Source organism: Frankia sp. AgKG'84/4, assembly GCF_023242965.2.
GTDB lineage: Bacteria > Actinomycetota > Actinomycetes > Frankiales > Frankiaceae > Frankia.
In genome coordinates this window covers 1-16,243 of record NZ_JALKFU020000066.1, presented here as the reverse complement: position 1 = coordinate 16,243, position 16,243 = coordinate 1, and the positions used below count along the sequence as shown (strand labels likewise).

At 72.1% G+C, this 16,243-nt stretch carries 14 protein-coding genes; 10 read left to right on the top strand and 4 right to left on the bottom strand.

Annotated elements, in window-relative coordinates; all coding sequences use genetic code 11:
- Positions 1-207: 207 nt before the first annotated feature.
- The 3 genes from MXD58_RS30165 (at position 208) to MXD58_RS07210 (ending at position 3,252) form a co-directional block, all read left to right on the top strand.
- On the top strand, positions 208-336 hold the full coding sequence (locus MXD58_RS30165; RefSeq protein WP_284677997.1) for a hypothetical protein: 129 nt from the start codon (positions 208-210) through the stop codon (positions 334-336).
- Between the two features lie 467 nt (positions 337-803).
- Entirely contained in the window at positions 804-2,426 is a 1,623-nt protein-coding gene (locus tag MXD58_RS07215; protein WP_248837352.1) for a restriction endonuclease, read from the top strand.
- Positions 2,427-2,568: 142 nt separating this feature from the next.
- Positions 2,569-3,252 (top strand): M50 family metallopeptidase, encoded by a 684-nt coding sequence (locus MXD58_RS07210; protein ID WP_248837353.1) that lies wholly within the window; start codon positions 2,569-2,571, stop codon positions 3,250-3,252.
- Positions 3,253-3,265: 13 nt separating this feature from the next.
- On the opposite strand, the gene MXD58_RS07205 is transcribed toward MXD58_RS07210, so the two are convergent.
- Positions 3,266-4,285 carry a CobW family GTP-binding protein gene (locus MXD58_RS07205; protein WP_248837354.1) on the bottom strand — a complete coding sequence of 340 codons (1,020 nt, stop codon included), beginning with the start codon at positions 4,283-4,285 and terminating at the stop codon, positions 3,266-3,268.
- A gap of 247 nt (positions 4,286-4,532) precedes the next feature.
- On the opposite strand from MXD58_RS07205, the gene MXD58_RS07200 reads away from it, so the two are divergent.
- From MXD58_RS07200 to MXD58_RS07180, 5 genes are all read left to right on the top strand, one after another.
- Positions 4,533-6,125: a cytochrome ubiquinol oxidase subunit I gene (locus tag MXD58_RS07200; protein WP_248837355.1), complete on the top strand. Its 1,593-nt coding sequence runs from the start codon at positions 4,533-4,535 to the stop codon at positions 6,123-6,125.
- Positions 6,122-7,144: a cytochrome d ubiquinol oxidase subunit II gene (locus tag MXD58_RS07195; protein WP_248837356.1), complete on the top strand. Its 1,023-nt coding sequence runs from the start codon at positions 6,122-6,124 to the stop codon at positions 7,142-7,144. Before MXD58_RS07200 ends, MXD58_RS07195 begins: the two co-directional genes overlap by 4 nt.
- A 231-nt stretch (positions 7,145-7,375) precedes the next feature.
- Complete coding sequence (locus tag MXD58_RS07190) at positions 7,376-8,281, top strand: HpcH/HpaI aldolase/citrate lyase family protein (protein WP_248837357.1); 906 nt, start codon at positions 7,376-7,378, stop codon at positions 8,279-8,281.
- 348 nt (positions 8,282-8,629) lie between these two features.
- A complete protein-coding gene (locus tag MXD58_RS07185) occupies positions 8,630-9,955 on the top strand; it encodes a sensor histidine kinase (protein WP_248837358.1) in 1,326 nt (441 codons plus the stop codon).
- Positions 9,956-10,113: 158 nt separating this feature from the next.
- The gene (locus MXD58_RS07180) at positions 10,114-10,692 is read left to right on the top strand and encodes a hypothetical protein (RefSeq protein ID WP_248837359.1); all 579 of its coding nucleotides are present in this window, start codon (positions 10,114-10,116) and stop codon (positions 10,690-10,692) included.
- 58 nt (positions 10,693-10,750) lie between these two features.
- Here MXD58_RS07180 and MXD58_RS07175 read toward each other — a convergent pair whose 3' ends face one another.
- A complete protein-coding gene (locus MXD58_RS07175) occupies positions 10,751-11,305 on the bottom strand; it encodes a flavoprotein (RefSeq protein ID WP_248837360.1) in 555 nt (184 codons plus the stop codon).
- Between the two features lie 214 nt (positions 11,306-11,519).
- Positions 11,520-12,869 carry an ATP-binding protein gene (locus MXD58_RS07170; RefSeq protein WP_248837361.1) on the bottom strand — a complete coding sequence of 450 codons (1,350 nt, stop codon included), beginning with the start codon at positions 12,867-12,869 and terminating at the stop codon, positions 11,520-11,522.
- A 428-nt stretch (positions 12,870-13,297) separates the two neighbouring features.
- Here MXD58_RS07170 and MXD58_RS07165 point away from each other — a divergent pair, with 428 nt between their 5' ends.
- Positions 13,298-13,657 carry a DoxX family protein gene (locus MXD58_RS07165; protein WP_248837362.1) on the top strand — a complete coding sequence of 120 codons (360 nt, stop codon included), beginning with the start codon at positions 13,298-13,300 and terminating at the stop codon, positions 13,655-13,657.
- Between the two features lie 651 nt (positions 13,658-14,308).
- On the opposite strand, the gene MXD58_RS07160 is transcribed toward MXD58_RS07165, so the two are convergent.
- Positions 14,309-14,824, bottom strand: coding sequence for a PaaI family thioesterase (locus tag MXD58_RS07160; protein ID WP_308301923.1), 516 nt, complete (start codon positions 14,822-14,824; stop codon positions 14,309-14,311).
- 542 nt (positions 14,825-15,366) lie between these two features.
- Here MXD58_RS07160 and MXD58_RS07155 point away from each other — a divergent pair.
- Entirely contained in the window at positions 15,367-16,077 is a 711-nt protein-coding gene (locus MXD58_RS07155; protein ID WP_248837363.1) for a 4'-phosphopantetheinyl transferase family protein, read from the top strand.
- The last annotated feature ends 166 nt before the right edge of the window (positions 16,078-16,243 follow it).

Here is a 16,243-nt window from a genome sequence, read left to right as displayed (position 1 = left end):
GCCCAGGACACCTCGGCGGCGGTGCGGGCCGCGTCCCGTGCCGCGGCCCGCGCGGGATCCGGGCCGATCTCCTCAACATGCAGCTCCAGGCCGGTCGCCACGGTGAGTCGCCAGCGTCTCGCTTCGATCACACTGCCATCCTCCCGCGCCGCCCAGCCGCCCCGCCCGTGCGGGGATCGTTCGGCTACATCGTTCTCCCGCGGGGTCATGCGACGGGTCGTGGATGACCGTGGCGATCTCGTGTCGCCAGGCGCCGACCTGGGCGAGACTCGGGCCGATCTCGTACTGGTGACGCCACCGTTCGTCCTGCGCGGCGAGTTCCTGGTGGCTGCCTGACTCGCGGCAGCGCAGGCTGCGGCCACCGCCCTGGCCGCCGGGACGGCCCGGACGACCAGGGCGTCGAGGCGCTCGATCGTCCGGCAGTCCAACCAGACCCGCCACCCGGCGGCGAGGGCGGGAGGGATGTACGCGGGCGTGCGGATCAGGTCCCGAACCGCCCGCTCGGCCAGGCGCAGGTCCCGCCAGGCGGCCTCGGCAGCAGCCCCCTCCCAGGTCAAGGGCGTGTATCGGTTCCGTCCACAGCTAGCCCAGGCGACTCCTCACGCGGGGCGAGGGCGAGCCGGCTCGCCATGTTCGGCGGACGTTCGTCGGCCGCGCCTCCATCGATCGTGCCTCCGTCGGCCATGACGGAGAGTGAAGCCCGGCTGTCTGTTAGGCGGGAGATTGGGCTCTCGGGGCACGAAATAGTGTTCGGTGCAGTACTGTGCGGATCTGTCCTGTACGTCTGGATGGGGAGCGTAGTCATGGGGCAGCGCCGGGGGTTTGTCGCCGAGCTTCAGCGGGATGTGGCGCGGCGCCGGCATGCGGCCGAGCAGGCGCAACGCGGCGCGGTCCGGGAAGCGGCCCGCATCGACCGGGAGGCGCAGCGCACCTGGCGGGAGGCGCAGCGGGCGCAGGCGGCCGACGATCGTGAACGCGCGCGCCTGCGGGTGCGGGAGCGGGAGGCTGAGGCGGCCGCTCAGACCGCGCACGTCGAGCTCCGGATCGGGGAACTGGCCACCCTGCTGTCCTCGTCGTTGGAGACCTCGCCCGGCTTCGCGTTCCACGTGCTCCGGCAGAAGGCGACGCTGCCCCCGTTCGACGCGGGCGGCCTCGACGTCCCGGCCGCAGCCCCTCAATGGGCCGATTTCGAGCCCGCGGCGCCCGGGGCGGTGGGCCGGGCCTTCGGTGGCGCCGGCCGGTACGAGCGAGCGATGGCGCAGGCCCGGGCGGAGTACGCCGGCGCCTGCACGGAACATGAGGCGGCGGAGGCGGACCGGGTACGGCAGTTCGCCGAACGCCAGGACTCCTACGTCCGGTTGGTCGCGGGTGAACAGCAGCGGGTCCGTGAACACAATGCCGAAATCGATCGACTGGCCGCCGCGTTCGCTGCTGGCGAGCCGGATGTCGTCACCGCGTACATGGCGGAGATACTGGTCTCCTCGGTCTATCCCGAGGGCTTTCCCCACGGCTACCGGCTGCTCTACCGGCCGGATTCGCAGGATCTCGTCGTCGACTACGAGCTGCCGGACACGGACATCGTTCCCGAGCACCGCGCCTACCGTTATGTGAAGAAGTCCGACGAGATCACGGCGGTGGCCCGACCGGCGCGGGACCGGAAGGATCTCTACCGGTCGGTCGTCGCCCAGATCGCCCTGCGCACGATGCGGGAGGTTTTCGACGGGGAAGGGGCGGGGGTCGTTGACGCGGTTGTGTTCAACGGCCATGTCAGCACCATTGACCGCGCCACCGGTCAGCCCACCCGCCCGTGCCTGGTCAGCGTCACCGCCACGAGGGAGAAGTTCAGCGGGCTCGTCCTCGCCCAGGTCGACCCGGTCGAATGCCTTCGCAGGCTGAACGCACTGGTCTCGCCGCATCCGTACGATCTGGAGCCGGTGCGCCCGGTCGTCGACTTCGACCTGTCCTCCTACCGGTTCATCGAGGGCAAGGATGCCCTCGCCGATCTCGATGGTCGGCCGAACCTGCTCGATATGAGCCCGACCGAGTTCGAGCATCTCGTCCGGCAGCTCTTCGAGGCCATGGGGATGAACTCCTGGGTGACCCAGGCATCCCGCGATGACGGCGTCGATGCCGTCGCCACGAACGTCGATCCCATCGTGGGGGGCCTGTGCGTTATCCAGGCGAAGCGTTACCGCAATGTCGTGGGCGTGGAGTCGGTCCGTGCCCTCGCCGGGGTTATGGATGACAAACGGGCCACCAAGGGAATTCTCGTCACGACGTCCTGGTATGGCACGGCGAGCTGGGACTTTGTCAGCCGGCACGGGCGGATCGAGCTCATCGACAGCCCACGGCTCAAGCATCTGCTCCGTGAGCACCTCGACCTCGACGTTCTTATCCCGCTGAAACGCACGGTCGCTCCGCGCTGAGCTCGCTGACCACCTGCGGGCACCTTTCACCGAACCCGGGAAAAGACGGGGAACGGACGACCCGAGCTCCGGATGATCGGGGTACCGACGGGATTCGGTGTCGGTGCCGGCGGGTCGGGTGGGGGGCGGACCGGTGGACGGGATGGCTGGCGGCGTCGTGGCCGTCGTGGTGGACGGGGAGGCGGCGCCGCGGGCGGTCACGGTGCTGACCGGGCTGCTCGCGTTGCTCGTCGTGCTCGGGGGCAGGTGGGTGGACTGGCTCGACACCGCGGTACACGAGGGCGGCCACGCCTTCGCGGCCTACCTGGCCGGGCGCAGGGTGGTGGGGGTGTGGATGGCGCCCAGCGGCGCGGGGCTCACCGCCACCTGGGGTCGTCACCGGGGGTTCGGCCTGTTCCTGACCGGGGTCGCGGGCTATACCGGGCCGCCGCTGGCCGGGGTCTGCTCGGCGGCACTGCTCGCGGCGGGGAAGGCCACCGCCGTGCTCATCCTGGCGGGGCTGGGCTTCGTGGCGCTGCTGCTCGTGACGTTCGGGGGGTTCGGGCGGGCGGTGGTGCTGGGCATGATCGGCACGCTGGTCCTGGTGGGGCGGTTCTGCCCAGGGTGGGTGCAGCTCTGGTACGCCTGTTTCCTGACGTGGCTGCTGCTGTTGTCCGGACCGAGGTCGGTGCTGGTGATGCACCGGGCGCGCCGCCGAGGCGTGAGCGGCTCCGACGCCGACATGCTCGCCGAGGTCACCCACCTGCCCGCCCCGCTCTGGGTGCTCGCGTTCGGCGCTTTCAGCCTGTGGTGCGCGCTAAGAGGCGCGGTCCTGCTCGTCGGCTGATTGTTGCCGATGGTCAGGTGGCGAGGCGCCGGTACCGGCCGAGGCGGCGGACGCCGTCGGCGGCGGCCCGGCCCTCACAGGGTTCGAGCGCCATCTCGAGCCGGGCGCGGGCGGCCACCGGGTCGAGATCCATCCCGATGGCGACCAGGCCGCGCGGGCCGGTCGCGGTGGGGCGGGCGGTCACGTGAATCTGCCGTCCCACCACGTTGATCAGGTGATCGCGTGGGCCTCGCCCGGTGGTGACGGCGACGGTGCCCTTGAGGCGGTAGGCGCCGGCGGGCGGGTCCTCAAGCAGGTCGACGAGTCGGCCGGGGTCGACGGGCGCCGGGGCCTCGACGGTCACCGCGCTCGCCCGCGGATGGTCGCCGTGGTGGCGATCCTCCCTGGCCAGGGCGGCGAGGGGGAGTTCGTCGACGGGGTCGTGCGGGTTCGCGGCGTCGAAGACGAGTTCCGGGTCGATGCGGCCGTGGGCGGTGGCGACGACGTGGGCGTGCGGACTGCTCGCGCGGATCCGGTCGGTGATGCGCGCGAGCGTCGCGTCGCGTCGCGCCGGCGGGACGCGGTCGGTCTTGTTGATGAGGACGAGGGAGGCCGAGGCGAACCGGGCCGGCGGCAACCCGGTGCCCGGGTCGACCGTGTCGAAGTAGGCGGCGGCGTCGATGACGTCCACGAGGCCGCCCGGTCGCACCCGGTCCACGGCGCTGAACCGGATGAGCTGGGCGAGGTTCGGCGGGTCGGCCACACCGCTGGCCTCGACGATGATCGCGTCCAGGCGCAGCCGGGGCTGGGACAGTTTCGCGAGCGCCTCGTCCAGGCCGTCGGTGTCCGGCAGGCAGCAGACGCAGCCGCCCGCGATCGAGGCCGGCTCGTCCACCTGCCCGGTGACGAGGGTGGCGTCGACGTTGATCGCACCAAAATCGTTGATCACCACGCCGAGGCGTGCCCCGGGTGCGGCGAGCAGGTGGTTGAGCACGGTCGTCTTGCCCGCGCCCAGGTATCCGGTCAGCGCGATCACCGGCACCCGCAGACCCATCCCCACCTGCCTTCCCATGCCGGACGGCGACCGCAGCCCGACCCCGAACGCTAGCGACGGGGGAACAGGGCCTGGGCGACCGGCCGCCCAAGCTCGCCCGGACGGGCTATTCTACGGTCCGTAGAACTTTCTACGGTGAGTAGAAGATCTGTTCACGTTCGATCGGTGCGGATGACGCGGAGGTGGTCCGGATGGCGCGGAGGTCCCGGCGATGGGTCGAGGTGGCCGCTGCGACCGAACCACGCGGATGAGCGCCGCGGCCGTGGTACTCGCGTCGGGATCGACCGGCCTGGCCCGGGGGCAGACGGCGTTCTCGCTGGCGTTCCACATCTGCTTCGCCGTGTTCGGGGTGGGCCTGCCGTGGCTGCTGCTCTACACCGAGGGCCGGTGGATCCGCACCGGCGATCCGGTGTGGCTGGCGCTGACGAGGAAGTGGTCGCGGGCGTTCGCCGTGCTGTTCGCGGTGGGGGCGGTGTCGGGCACGGCGCTGTCGTTCGAGTTCGGCCTGCTGTGGCCGGCGTTCATGGCCCGCTACGGCGGGGTGCTCGGACTGTCGTTCACCCTCGAGGGCTTCGCCTTCTTCGCCGAAGCGATCTTCCTCGGGATGTACCTGTACGGCTGGCGGCGGCTCTCGCCGCGCGCGCACTGGCTGACGCTGTGGCCGATCGCGATCGCCGGCACGCTGTCGACCCTGTTCATCATCACCGCGAACGCCTGGATGAACGTCCCCGGCCACGTCCGCGAAGTGGACGGGAAGGTCGTCTCCGCCGAGCCACTCGCACCCTTCCTCAGCCCGGCGGCGCCCGTGCAGGTCGTGCACATGCTGCTCGCCGCGCTGATGTGCACCGGGGGAGCGGTCGCCGGCATCTACGCCGTCGGCCTGCTGCGCGGTCGTAACGACGACTACCACCACCATGGCCTGCGGGTCGGGCTCACGGTCGTGCTGGCGTGCGCCCCGCTGCAACTCGTCTCCGGTGATCTGGCCGCCCGCGTCGTCGGCGCCCGCCAGCCGCTCAAGCTCGCCGCGATGGAAGGCCTGTTCCGCACCCAGACCGGCGCGCCGCTGACCATCGGCGGCTTCTACGACGAGGCGAGCGGGAAGGTGCGCTACGGTATCGAGCTGCCGAAACTGCTCTCACTGCTCGAGGGCTTCCACACCGACCACCGGATCACCGGCCTGGACGCCGCCCCACCGGCCGAGCGGCCGAACGCCCTGCTGGTGCATTGCGCGTTCACCCTCATGGCCGGCCTCGGCACGGCGCTGATCGCGCTGGCGGCACTGGTCGCGATCGTCGCGCTCCGTCGCCGGCGGCGCGGTCAGCGCCCGTTGCTGCCGACCGGCCGGCGGTGGCTCTGGGCGGCCGTGGTCACCGGCCCGGCCGCGATGCTGGCGATGCTCGCCGGCTGGGAGGTCACCGAGGGCGGGCGGCAGCCCTGGATCGTCTACGGCCGGATGCGCGTCGCCGACGCCGTCACCGACGGCGGCCCCGGGGTCGGCTGGACGTTCGCCGGCACCGTCCTCCTCTACCTGGGTCTCGCCGCCGCGCTGGTGCTGATCCTGCGTCGGATGGCCACCGGTGGACCCGACCCCGAGGTCCCGGCGTCGCCGCCCGCCCACCCCCCGCGCGACGACGGTTCCCCGCGCGACGACGGTTCCCCGCGCGACGACGGTTCCCCGCGCGATCGCGGCTCCCCACCCGATCGCGGCTCGCCGCACGAGGACGGTCCGTCGAGACGTGGTGACGGCGATAGCGAGGACGGGTCGCACCCGGCGCCGGGCGGCACCCGGCCGCCGGGAGCGCCGGTGCCGATCCCGGCGGGAACGGGGGGTGCGCGATGACCGCGGCCAACCTGCTGCTGGTCGTGATGGTCGGCGGGCTGACGGCGTATGCCCTGCTGGCCGGCGCCGACTTCGGTGGTGGCGTCTGGGACCTGCTCGCCCGCGGGCGCGACGCCGCGGACCAGCGGCGGCTGATCTCCGCGTCGCTCGGGCCGGTCTGGGAGGCCAACCATGTCTGGCTGATCTTCGTGCTGGTCGCGCTGTTCAGTGGATTCTCGGCGGCATTCGGGGTCATCGGATCGACCTTGGCGCTGCCGCTGCTGGCCGCGTTGGTCGGGATCGTGCTGCGCGGCAGCGCGTACGTCTACCGCGCCTACGGTGGGGGCGCCGCCGGCCCCGACCAGCTCTGGGGGCATGTGTTCGCGGTGGCGTCGACGATCACGCCGTTCGCGCTCGGGGTGACCGGCGCGGCCCTGGCCACCGGCGACCTGGCCGAGAACGATCCGACCCGTCCGCTGACGAACCCGTTCGGCCTGGTCTGCGGCCTGTTCGCGGTGACGGTGACGGCGTTCCTCGCCGCCGTCTACCTGTGCCGGGACGCGGCGGCCTTGACCGCGACCGAGCATCTCGTGCCCGGCCTGCGCCGCCGCGCCCTCGGCGGGGCACTGGCCGCAGGCGCGCTCGCCGCCGTGCTGCTGCCACTGCTGTGGTCGCATGCCCCGGTCGTCGCCCACCGTTTCGGCGAGCGCTCGGTCCCGTTCGCCGTGGCCTCGGCCGCCGGCGGGATCGCCGCCCTGGTCCTGCTGTGGCGACGCCGCTTCACCGCGGCACGCCTCGCCGCCGGCCTCGCCGTCGCCGGCGTCCTCTGGGGCTGGGCCGCCGCCCAGTACCCGGACCTCGTGGTCGGCAGCGCCACGGTCGCCTCCTCGGCGGCGCCCGAGGCCAACCTGGTGGCCCTGCTCATCGCCATCGCCGCCGGCATGCTCGTGATCGTTCCGTCCACGGTACTGCTCTTCCGCCTCTTCTCCCGTCCCGACCTCACCGACAGCCACCAGCCTCCGTCGGCCGTGCATGACTGAGTCAATCCCGGCCGCTTTGGTAGGGACAATTCGGTTGCGAGACTCACCAGAAGCGGCCCGAAGTCCCACTCCCACGCAGCGGACGGACAATTCGGACACTGGATGGTCGCGTGGTGTTGTAGCTGGCTGGTGATCCGCCGCCCTCGGCGGTGATCAAGGCGCCTGGCCGGCCCGGCCAGTAATGTGACGGGTCGGCGAGACGACAACTGGACGCGCGACGGAGGAGACACGGTGACGGCCGACGGGACTCAGGCGACGCCGGCGGACTACCGGCCGCGGCGGTCGGTGCTCTACATGCCGGGCGCGAACGAGCGGGCGCTGGAGAAGGCGAAGGGCATCGCGGCCGACTCGCTCATCCTCGACCTGGAGGACGCGGTCGCCCCGTCCGCCAAGGAGGCCGCCCGCGAGCGGGTCTGTGCTGCCGTGACCGACGGTGGCTACGGCCGCCGTGAGCTGATCATCCGGGTCAACGGGCAGGACACCGCCTGGTACGCCGACGATCTGCGGGCCGCGGCGAAGGCCGGGCCGGACGCGGTTCTCGTGCCCAAGGTCGGCTCGGCGGCGGAGGTGCATGCGATCGAGCAGGCCCTCGTCGCTGCGGGCGCACCGGAGCACACGAAGATCTGGGCGATGGTCGAGACGCCCATCGCGATGCTGCGCGCCCTGGAGATCGCCGAGGCTTCGCCGCGCCTCACCGTCCTGGTCATGGGCACCAACGACCTGGCCAAGGAACTGCGCGTCGAGCACGTTCCCGGCCGGGCGCCGCTGCTGGCCGGCCTCGGCCTCGCTCTGCTCGCCGCGCGGGCCGCCGGCAAGGCGATCATCGACGGCGTCTACAACAACGTCAAGGACGCCGAGGGCTTCGCCGCCGAGGCCCAGCAGGGCCGCGAGCTGGGCTTCGACGGCAAGACGCTGATCCATCCCGGCCAGGTCGCGCCGTGCAACGAGGCGTTCTCGCCATCCGCGGCGCAGCTCACCGAGGCCGCCGAGATCGTCAAGGCCTGGGACGAGGCGACGGCGGCCGGGCTCGGCGTCGTCACCGTCAACGGCCGGATGATCGAGAACCTGCACGTCGACAACGCCCGCCGGTTGCTCGCCGCGGACGCCGCCATCGCCGAGCTCGCCGCGTCCAGCTGACCGGCTGCGGCTGACCGGCTGCGGCGGGCCGGCTGCGGCGATCATCCAGGCGCGCTCGTCGGCTGATCGTCCTAGCCGGGCAGCGGCGGGCGGCGGCGGCCCGCCGGTCGGGGTTGGGATAACCCGAAGGTCGAACGTGGGTGTACCGGCTGGGAACCCCACGCCGCCGCGGGCAGGGTGGGAGAGGTCAGCCGGCGGCCGTCGGTAGTCGTCACGCAGGTGGGGGCAACCGGGGCCGGCGAGCGTCCCAGCTACCGCACCCCCGAGGCGTCGATGACCATGACCGTTCCGCCAGCGCCGGACTCCGATTCGGCGAAGCCGGCTTCTGTCGGCCCCATGGAGCCGGGTGTGTCCAGCCACCCGGCTCCGCCGGAGCCACGCCGCTCGACGCGTCGGCCGCGCTGGCGGGCGGCCCGCGAGTTCGGTTACTCGCTCGCGACGCTGCCGCTGGCGATCCTCGGGTTCGTCTACGTCGTCTTCTCGCTGTCCGCTGGTCCTGCGCTGTCGGTGACGTTCCTGGGCCTGCCGATGCTCGCCGGTCTGCTCGTCGGCGCGCGGGGCCTCGGTGCCGCGCAGCGAGGGCTGGTTGTCGGTGTACTGGGGGAGCACGTCGACGGGCCGCCGCCGTTCCGCCCGCAGCACCCCGGCGCCTGGCAGTGGATCCGCTCGGGACTGGGTGACGGCGCCGGTTGGCGGACGTTCCTCTACCTGCTGCTGAAGTTCCCGCTGGCGATCGGGATGACGGTCGCCGCGGTCGCCGGCTGGATCGGTGGCCTCGGCTACATCACGTACCCGGTGTGGCGGCACTGGCTGCCGGTCCAGCATGACGACCTGGGTCGCCCGCACCGCGGCGAGTCCTTCGGCGACAACTACTTCCTTGACACCTGGCCGCGGCTGCTGCTTGCGATCGGTGCCGGCGTGGTGCTCGTCGTGGTCGGCCTGTTCCTGGTCCGCGGTCTGGTGGCGCTGGACCGGATGCTGGTCCGCGGGCTGCTCGGACCGACCCGCCGCTCCCTGGAGAAGGCGCGGATGCGGGAGCTGGAACTCACCCGGGCCGCCGTCGTCGATGACTCCGCCGCCGCCCTGCGCCGCATCGAGCGGGACCTGCATGACGGCGCCCAGGCCCGGCTGGTCGCGATGGCGATGAACCTCGGCACCGTCCGCGAACAGCTCGCCACCGGCGGCGAGGATGTCGACCTGGAGGAGACCCGTTCCCGGGTCGACGCCGCCCACCGCGATGTGAAGGCGGCGCTCGTCGAGCTACGCGATCTCGCCCGCGGCATCCACCCGCCGATCCTCGATGCCGGCCTCGACGCGGCGCTGACGAGCCTCGCCGCCCGCGGCCCGCAGTCGGTGCAGGTCCGGGTCGACCTGCCGGACCGGCCGTCCGCCGCGATCGAGACGATCGCCTACTTCTGCGCCGCCGAACTGCTCACCAACGCGGCCAAGCACAGCCGGGCCAACGAGGTGTGGGTGACCGTCGTCGGCCAGGCCGGGCGGATGCGGATGACCGTGGCCGACGACGGCCGCGGCGGAGCGAGGTTCGACCGCGCCGCCAGAGGTGGCCTCGCCGGCCTCGTCGAGCGGGTCCGTGCCGTGGACGGCTCGCTGGACCTCACGAGTCCACCCGGCGGCCCGACCAGAGCCACCATCGACCTTCCCCTGCACGCCTAGCCAGGTCGTGCCCGGCCGGCGGTTCCCCGTGAACATTGCGGACACCGAGCCATGCGGAGGGACCGGCCGAGAGCGCACTTGTCCCAGGAGGACCTCGCCGCCGCTGATGGCGCGCTGCCCGTCGGGCCCGGGCACTGCTGGGCCTGACGTGCGTCGCGGTGTGCGCCGCTGTGCTCGTCGCGGCGCTGACCGCGATCGAGCGGCCGCAGCTCTATCTGCTCGTCGTGCTGTTCCTGCTGGCCGCGATGGCCTGGGCTGGTCTGCCGGGGACGCTCCCCCGCCGGGATCTGGCCGCCGCGACGGCGACGTTCGGCCTGTTCCTCGCCGCACTGGAGGCCCACAGCGTCTGGCTGTTCAGCTCATGGGGCAACAGGGAGTACAACAGCCCGCTCTTCGCCTATCGGGCCTTCGGCGGCCTGGTCGACACCATCCAGATGGTCGTGCCGGCCACGGTCATCGTCTGCCTCGTCACCGCGACCGTGATCAGCGGACGGCGACCCGGCTGGGCCGCCGCGATCTTCCCCATCAGCGTGACCTGGGCGCTGATGCCCCTTGCCGAGTTGATTCGCTACGACCGGTGGAGATGGGAGAACCCGCAGGTGACAGGCGGGTTCCTGCTCGTTCTCAGCGCCGTCTCGCTGGCGGCCGGGCTCGACCTGTCCCGCGCTGCCGGCCCGCGAGGCCCGGGGGAGCCGCACCCACCCGCGGCCGGTCGGGACATCGCCACGAACGAGTGAGGGAGTGTCCAGGACCGCGCGAGTGGCGCGGGCCCGGCGGCCCCGGGCCCGCGGCGGGTCAGATCTTCTTCGTTGCCTCGAGGGCGTCGAAGGTCTGCTGCCAGGGGAACATCGCCTTCCACGCCTCGATGTCGGGGACGTCCTCCAGGACGATGCCCTCGTAGTCGAAGATCACTTCGACGTCCCACGAGCGCAGGGTGGCGATGTTGGTCAGGAACGCCGGGTGGCGGGCGTGGGTGGGGTTCGGCGGCAGCGAGATGATGATCGGGATGCCGGAGCCGATGGTCTCGTTGAGCAGGCTCAGCGCCAGGGTGTCGGAGATCCCGGTCGCGAACTTGTTCACCGTGTTGAAGGTCGCGGGCGCCACGACCACCGCGTCCGGGATCGGGCGTTCCTCGTCGTCGTCCTCCACCAGGACGTACTCGCTGCGCACGGCGTGCCCGGTGAGATCGCCGAGCAGCGGGGCGTCGATGAACTTCAGCGACGCCGGCGTCGCGACGACCCGGACGTCCCAGTCGGCGTCCCGCGCCCGCTCGACGAAGGCGGGAAGGTCGCCGGCGGGATATCCGCCGCCGCAGACGACGATGTAAAGGGCGCGGTTTCCCACTGTCATGGCGATGCACCTGTCTCGAGGGCCGTGGTGGAGAGACGGGGAGTCGGGTAATTCGTGCCGATGGTCAGTTTCTCGCCGTCAGGCGCGGATTTCACTGGAATGGCCGAACGGCGGGCAAGGAGAGTTCCCAGGTCCCGCGTGGATCCGCCGGTCGACCCGGCCGCGACGGGCGGGCGGGTCCCGTCGCGGCGGCGGACGACCGTCGGAGCGGCCGTCAGATCCGGGTGAAGGCCTGCGCGTCCCGGCGGAACCGGTCCAGCTCGGTCAGGCTGATCGTCGGCCGGGCCTGGCGGGCCGCGTCGAGCAGGTCCTCGGTGCGCAGCGGCGAGGCGGCGGGGTCATGGCCGCCCTCGGGTCCGGCCGCGTCCGAATCGGGCTTGCCGGCCGGCCAGACGCCGTCCGTGGCCCGATGGAAGGCCGCCGCGGCCGAACGCTGCACGACCGCGGTGAGGTCCGCCGGGGTGAACAGGTCGGTGGCGGCGACGACCGCGTCCAGGTCGATCTCCGCCTTGTTGGCGATCCGCTCCAGCAGCCCGGCAAGCAGCACCCGGCGACCGGAGGCGTCCGGCGGGCCGACCGGCAGCACGAGGTCGAACCGACCGGGACGGACGAACGCCGGATCCAGCGCGGACACCGCGTTCGTCGCGCAGATCAGCAGCCGGCCCTGTACCCCGCGAAACAGTGGGATCGCCTTGAGCAGCTCGTTGACGACCGACTGGTTCTCCGGGCGGACCTCCCGGGACTGGGCGATCTCGTCGACCTCGTCGATGAACACCACGACCCGCTCCACCCCCATCAGGGCGTGGATCGCCGTGCGCAGCTCCGAGGCCAGCCCGGTGGCGCCCGAGGCCAGTCGGGACGGCAGCAGCTCCACGAACGGCCACTCCAGCCGGGCCGCGACCGCGCGGGCGAACGACGTCTTGCCCGTTCCCGGCGGCCCGAACAGCAGCATCGCGGTCGGGATGACCACGCCGTACGCCTCGGCCAGCTCCCGTTCCCGCACCGGCAGGAGCAGGCGCTTCTCGATCATCGAGCGCTCCTCCTCCATCCCGGCGAGGTTCGACCACTCCGACGCGCTCAGCAGCGACCCGCCCCAGCGTTCGACGGTCGACACGTCCGCCGGGCGCAGCGGGATCTGCTTGTCGTAGAGGACCTGCCCGGTCGCGGTGAAACCGCGGTTGAGGAACGCCTCCTCGTCGGGCTGACCGGGGTTGATCAGCGTGGTGATCCGGCGGCAGCCCACGTGCAGCAGCTGGTTCTCGACGGCCTGCAGCAGCCCGGAGCCGATCCCGTGGTGTCGCCACGCCGGAGCGATGGCGACGGTGAGCACCCGGCCCTGCCCGCCCTCCTTGCGCCCGACCGCGGCCCCGACGATGTGCTCGCCGGCCACGGCGACCACCGCCGGGGTTTCGGTGTCGGCGTCAGGCGAGTCGGCGCGCAGCGCCAGGACGGTGTCGGTCAGGTTGATCGGCGAGCCGCCCGGCGCGCCGTGCACCTCCTCCAACAGACGCACGGTGGCCGCGTAGTCGACGGTCTCGTACGGACGGATGTGCCAGATGGGCACGCTGGCTCTCCTTCAGGTCGGTCACCGACGGATCGTCAAGACGACTGTGCATCGCCGTCAGTGACGAACAGGCTGGGACCGATGGAGCTTTGTCGGGGGACCAAGGCATCGCCACCGGCGGACCAAGGGCGCGTCGCTGCCCGGGGGTGTTCCCCCGGGGAGGGTCGCCGCGGCGCTCGCGGGCCTGTGACCTGCGGCTCGCCAGTCCGTGTACCCGCTGGCGGGCGGGTTGTCGAGGGATGGCTGTGACGCCCGCCGCCGCCACCTTCGACACCCCGCCGACGGTCGGCCCGTCCGGGCGGACAGTGGACAGTCCGTGTTCGTCGCGGGATCGCAGTACCGGTCGCCCGAACCGGGCGGGTCGCGCGCGGAGGTGGTTCGATTCGTTTATGTCCCTCCTCTCGCGAAGCCGACCGAGTCCGTCCCTCGTGACGGCCGCCTTCCTGGTCAGCGGAGTCGTGCACCTGGTGCGTCCGTCGGTCTTCGAACCGCTCATCCCGCCGGCGCTGCCACGTCCCCGCGAGATCGTGTATGCCAGCGGCGTCGCCGAGCTGGCCTGCGCGGCGGGGCTGCTGGCGAAGGCGCGGTGGGCGGGACCGGCCAGCGCGGCCCTGCTCGTCGGCGTGTGGCCGGGGAACCTGCAGACGGCCCTGGACGCCACCACCCGCGTCCGCGAGGGCGGCGGCCAGCCGCGTCACGTCGCCACGGCTGTCCTGGCCTGGGCCCGGATACCGCTGCAGATCCCGATGATCCGCGCGGCTCTCGCCGCCCCCCGAGCTGACGCCTGACGAACCGCGCCCGCTCAGGCCAGCTACTGCTAACAGTTCAGGGCGTCTCGGAAAAGGCAGGAATCCTTTTCGGCAGAGGGTGCCCAGGCCTGATGAATCACGGCTCTACGGTGCATTGAGGAAGATCTTCAAATCGGGACAGGTGGGCGCTGTGACCGTGGAAATTGTGAGCCTGGGCTGCTGGTGTGACCTCGACGACAGCCGTCCGGGGTCGGCTTGGCTGGCGGGCACGGCGGGCCAGACTCCCGAATCGCTCAACGGGGTGTTGGATTTCCGCGTAGAAGAGACTGCGACGCTCTCCGACGGGCGTCGCCTCACATTGACCACTGACCGCGGCTGGAGTATCCGGCGACACGGTGCACCTGAGGGCGATACTCCGTGGGCTTATCTCACCGCCGAGGACGTCGAAGCGACAGCTCGGTTAGTGGTCCAGCCCGATGATGCGGAGGAGACGGGGGAGCCGCACACCTGGGCGCGGCTGGCAGAAAGTCTGCAGGCTCAGGGAGTGGCCACGACCCTCGAGAGACTCAAACTGTTGCCTTACCCGGTGACCTTCAGCCGTCGACTTCGCGAGCGACTCCCAGGGGCAGACTGAGCGCTACGTGAGCGTCCCGACTGTGATGACGTGACTGGCTGGTGGTCATTCACCGATCACGCGGGTGTCAGCAGACAGGTGCAGGTGCCGTGGGCGATGAGTTTCCCGTTCTCGGCGGTGACGGTGGCCTCGGCGGTGGCGGTGCGGCGGCCGACATGCACGGTCTTCGCCGTGCAGGACAGCAGGTCGCCGGTGAGGGCGACCGAGCGGACGAAGTTCACCTTGAGTTCCAGGGTCGTGTAGTAGGTGTCGGCCGGAAGGGCGGTGAACACGGCGCTGCCCATGGCGGTGTCCATCAGTGTCGCGAGGACCCCGCCGTGGACGGTGAACATGGCGTTCGCCGCGGCCGGCGACGGTTGCAGCGTCCACACCGAGCGGCCGACCTCGAGGCTGCCGAGGTGGATGCCCAGAGAGTGGCCCACTCCGATGCCGTCGGCGAGACCCTGCTTCAGCAGCGTCCGCAGGTCCGCCATGCGCCGGTCGATCTCGTCCGGGTCGGCGACGCCGTTCGGGTTCGCGGTGCCGCTGACGTTCGCGGTGCCGTTGACGTTCGCGGTGCCGTTGTGGTCCACGACCGAGCCCTCCTGTCGATGGTGCCGGTGGTCACGCTGGCCGGGTGGCCCCGCCGGCGCTGCTTTCGACCGGCCGATATGCCGCGACGATATCCGGGCTTCCCGCGCGAAGACCGGTGAACGTCGCGCCGGCCGCCGACGGGTGGGCAAACAATAGTGAAACGTGTGCCGTCCCGCCGGTGCCAATGGGCCGAAGGGTCGGTAAACGGCGCCCGTCGGAACCTCGGCGTATACCCTGAAATCCCGCGGCCCGCCGCGATGCGGCTCATTGTCCACGGTGATGGATCGATCGAAGAAATTCGTTATTCGTTGACCTTTCGATGCCCGATTGTCAGTCTTGGCTGCGGCGCTGATGCCACCTGGTAACCGCATCGAGAGGGGTGTCCATGCCGGCGTCGCGAGTGGGCAGCCCGGCCAGGCCTCCCCGGAGTCCCGCCGACGGCCCGGCAGCGGTCCCGCCCGCGCTGGAGTGCCACCTCCTGTCTTTGGCGGACGTGGCGGCCGGGTGGCCGGAGCCGCGCGACGGCCTCGGTAGGTCGATCGTGAGCCGGCTCGGGCACCTGCTGCTGGCGAGTGTGCTCGCCGAGCATCTCGGAGTCGCGTCCGCGGCCGACGTGCCGTTGGACGTCGCTCCGGGCGGCCGACCGGTGCCGCGCGGGGAGTCGGCGGCGGGGGCGCGGGCCGGGATCGCGCACGATCGGGACGTCCTCGTCGTCGGCTTCCACCCGGCGGGCTGCGCGGTCGACGTCGAGGACACGCCGGTGGCGTTGATCGCCGAGGTGGCCGGGCGGTTCTGCGCGCTCGACGAGCAGCTGCTCCTGCCGGCGGGCGCGGCGGTGCGCGGGCTGTGGTCAGCCAAGGAGGCCGTCGCGAAGTACACCGGCCTCGGGCTGCGGGCGGGGCTGCGGACCATCACCTTCGACGGCGACCCGCAGGCCGGGTGGGTCCACTCGCGCTACCCGGGTGCGCGGCGCCCGCCGCTGTGCCGGGTCGTCGAGACCCCCAGGCGTCACCTGGCGTTCGCGGTCGAGGTGCCCGCTTTCGTGGCACCGGGGGCCGAGGTGCCGGTCGTCGAGGCGCCGCTCGTCGAGGTGCATCGGTGGGTGCCGGCGACCTGGGTGCGGGAGGCCGGCGGCGCTCATCCCGCCCAGCTGGCGCGGGTGGCTCTCGCGCCGGCCGGGGAGCTGACCGACCTGGCCCGCGCGATCGCGGCGACCGCGCCGCCCACCAGTACAGGACGGGAGCACACCTGATGCGTGGCTTGACCCTGCCCGGGGCCCTCGACGAGGCGGCCGCCGGCCATCCCGACACCGCCGTGACCTTCCCCAGTTCCGCCGAACGCGTCCGCCTGGCCGACCTCGCCGCGGCCACGACCGCCCTCGCCCGCGGCCTGGTCGCGGGCGGCGCGGCGCCGGGCGA

What these genes read in the sequence shown, in the direction of transcription:
- MXD58_RS07175 (WP_248837360.1), bottom strand. Translation starts at nt 11,305, where the DNA reads ATGACAGTGGGAAACCGCGCCCTTTACATCGTCGTCTGCGGCGGCGGA.
- MXD58_RS07195 (WP_248837356.1), top strand. Translation starts at nt 6,122, where the DNA reads ATGACCGCGGCCAACCTGCTGCTGGTCGTGATGGTCGGCGGGCTGACG.
- MXD58_RS07205 (WP_248837354.1), bottom strand. Translation starts at nt 4,285, where the DNA reads ATGGGTCTGCGGGTGCCGGTGATCGCGCTGACCGGATACCTGGGCGCG.
- MXD58_RS07200 (WP_248837355.1), top strand. Translation starts at nt 4,533, where the DNA reads ATGAGCGCCGCGGCCGTGGTACTCGCGTCGGGATCGACCGGCCTGGCC.
- MXD58_RS07215 (WP_248837352.1), top strand. Translation starts at nt 804, where the DNA reads ATGGGGCAGCGCCGGGGGTTTGTCGCCGAGCTTCAGCGGGATGTGGCG.
- MXD58_RS30165 (WP_284677997.1), top strand. Translation starts at nt 208, where the DNA reads ATGCGACGGGTCGTGGATGACCGTGGCGATCTCGTGTCGCCAGGCGCC.
- MXD58_RS07210 (WP_248837353.1), top strand. Translation starts at nt 2,569, where the DNA reads ATGGCTGGCGGCGTCGTGGCCGTCGTGGTGGACGGGGAGGCGGCGCCG.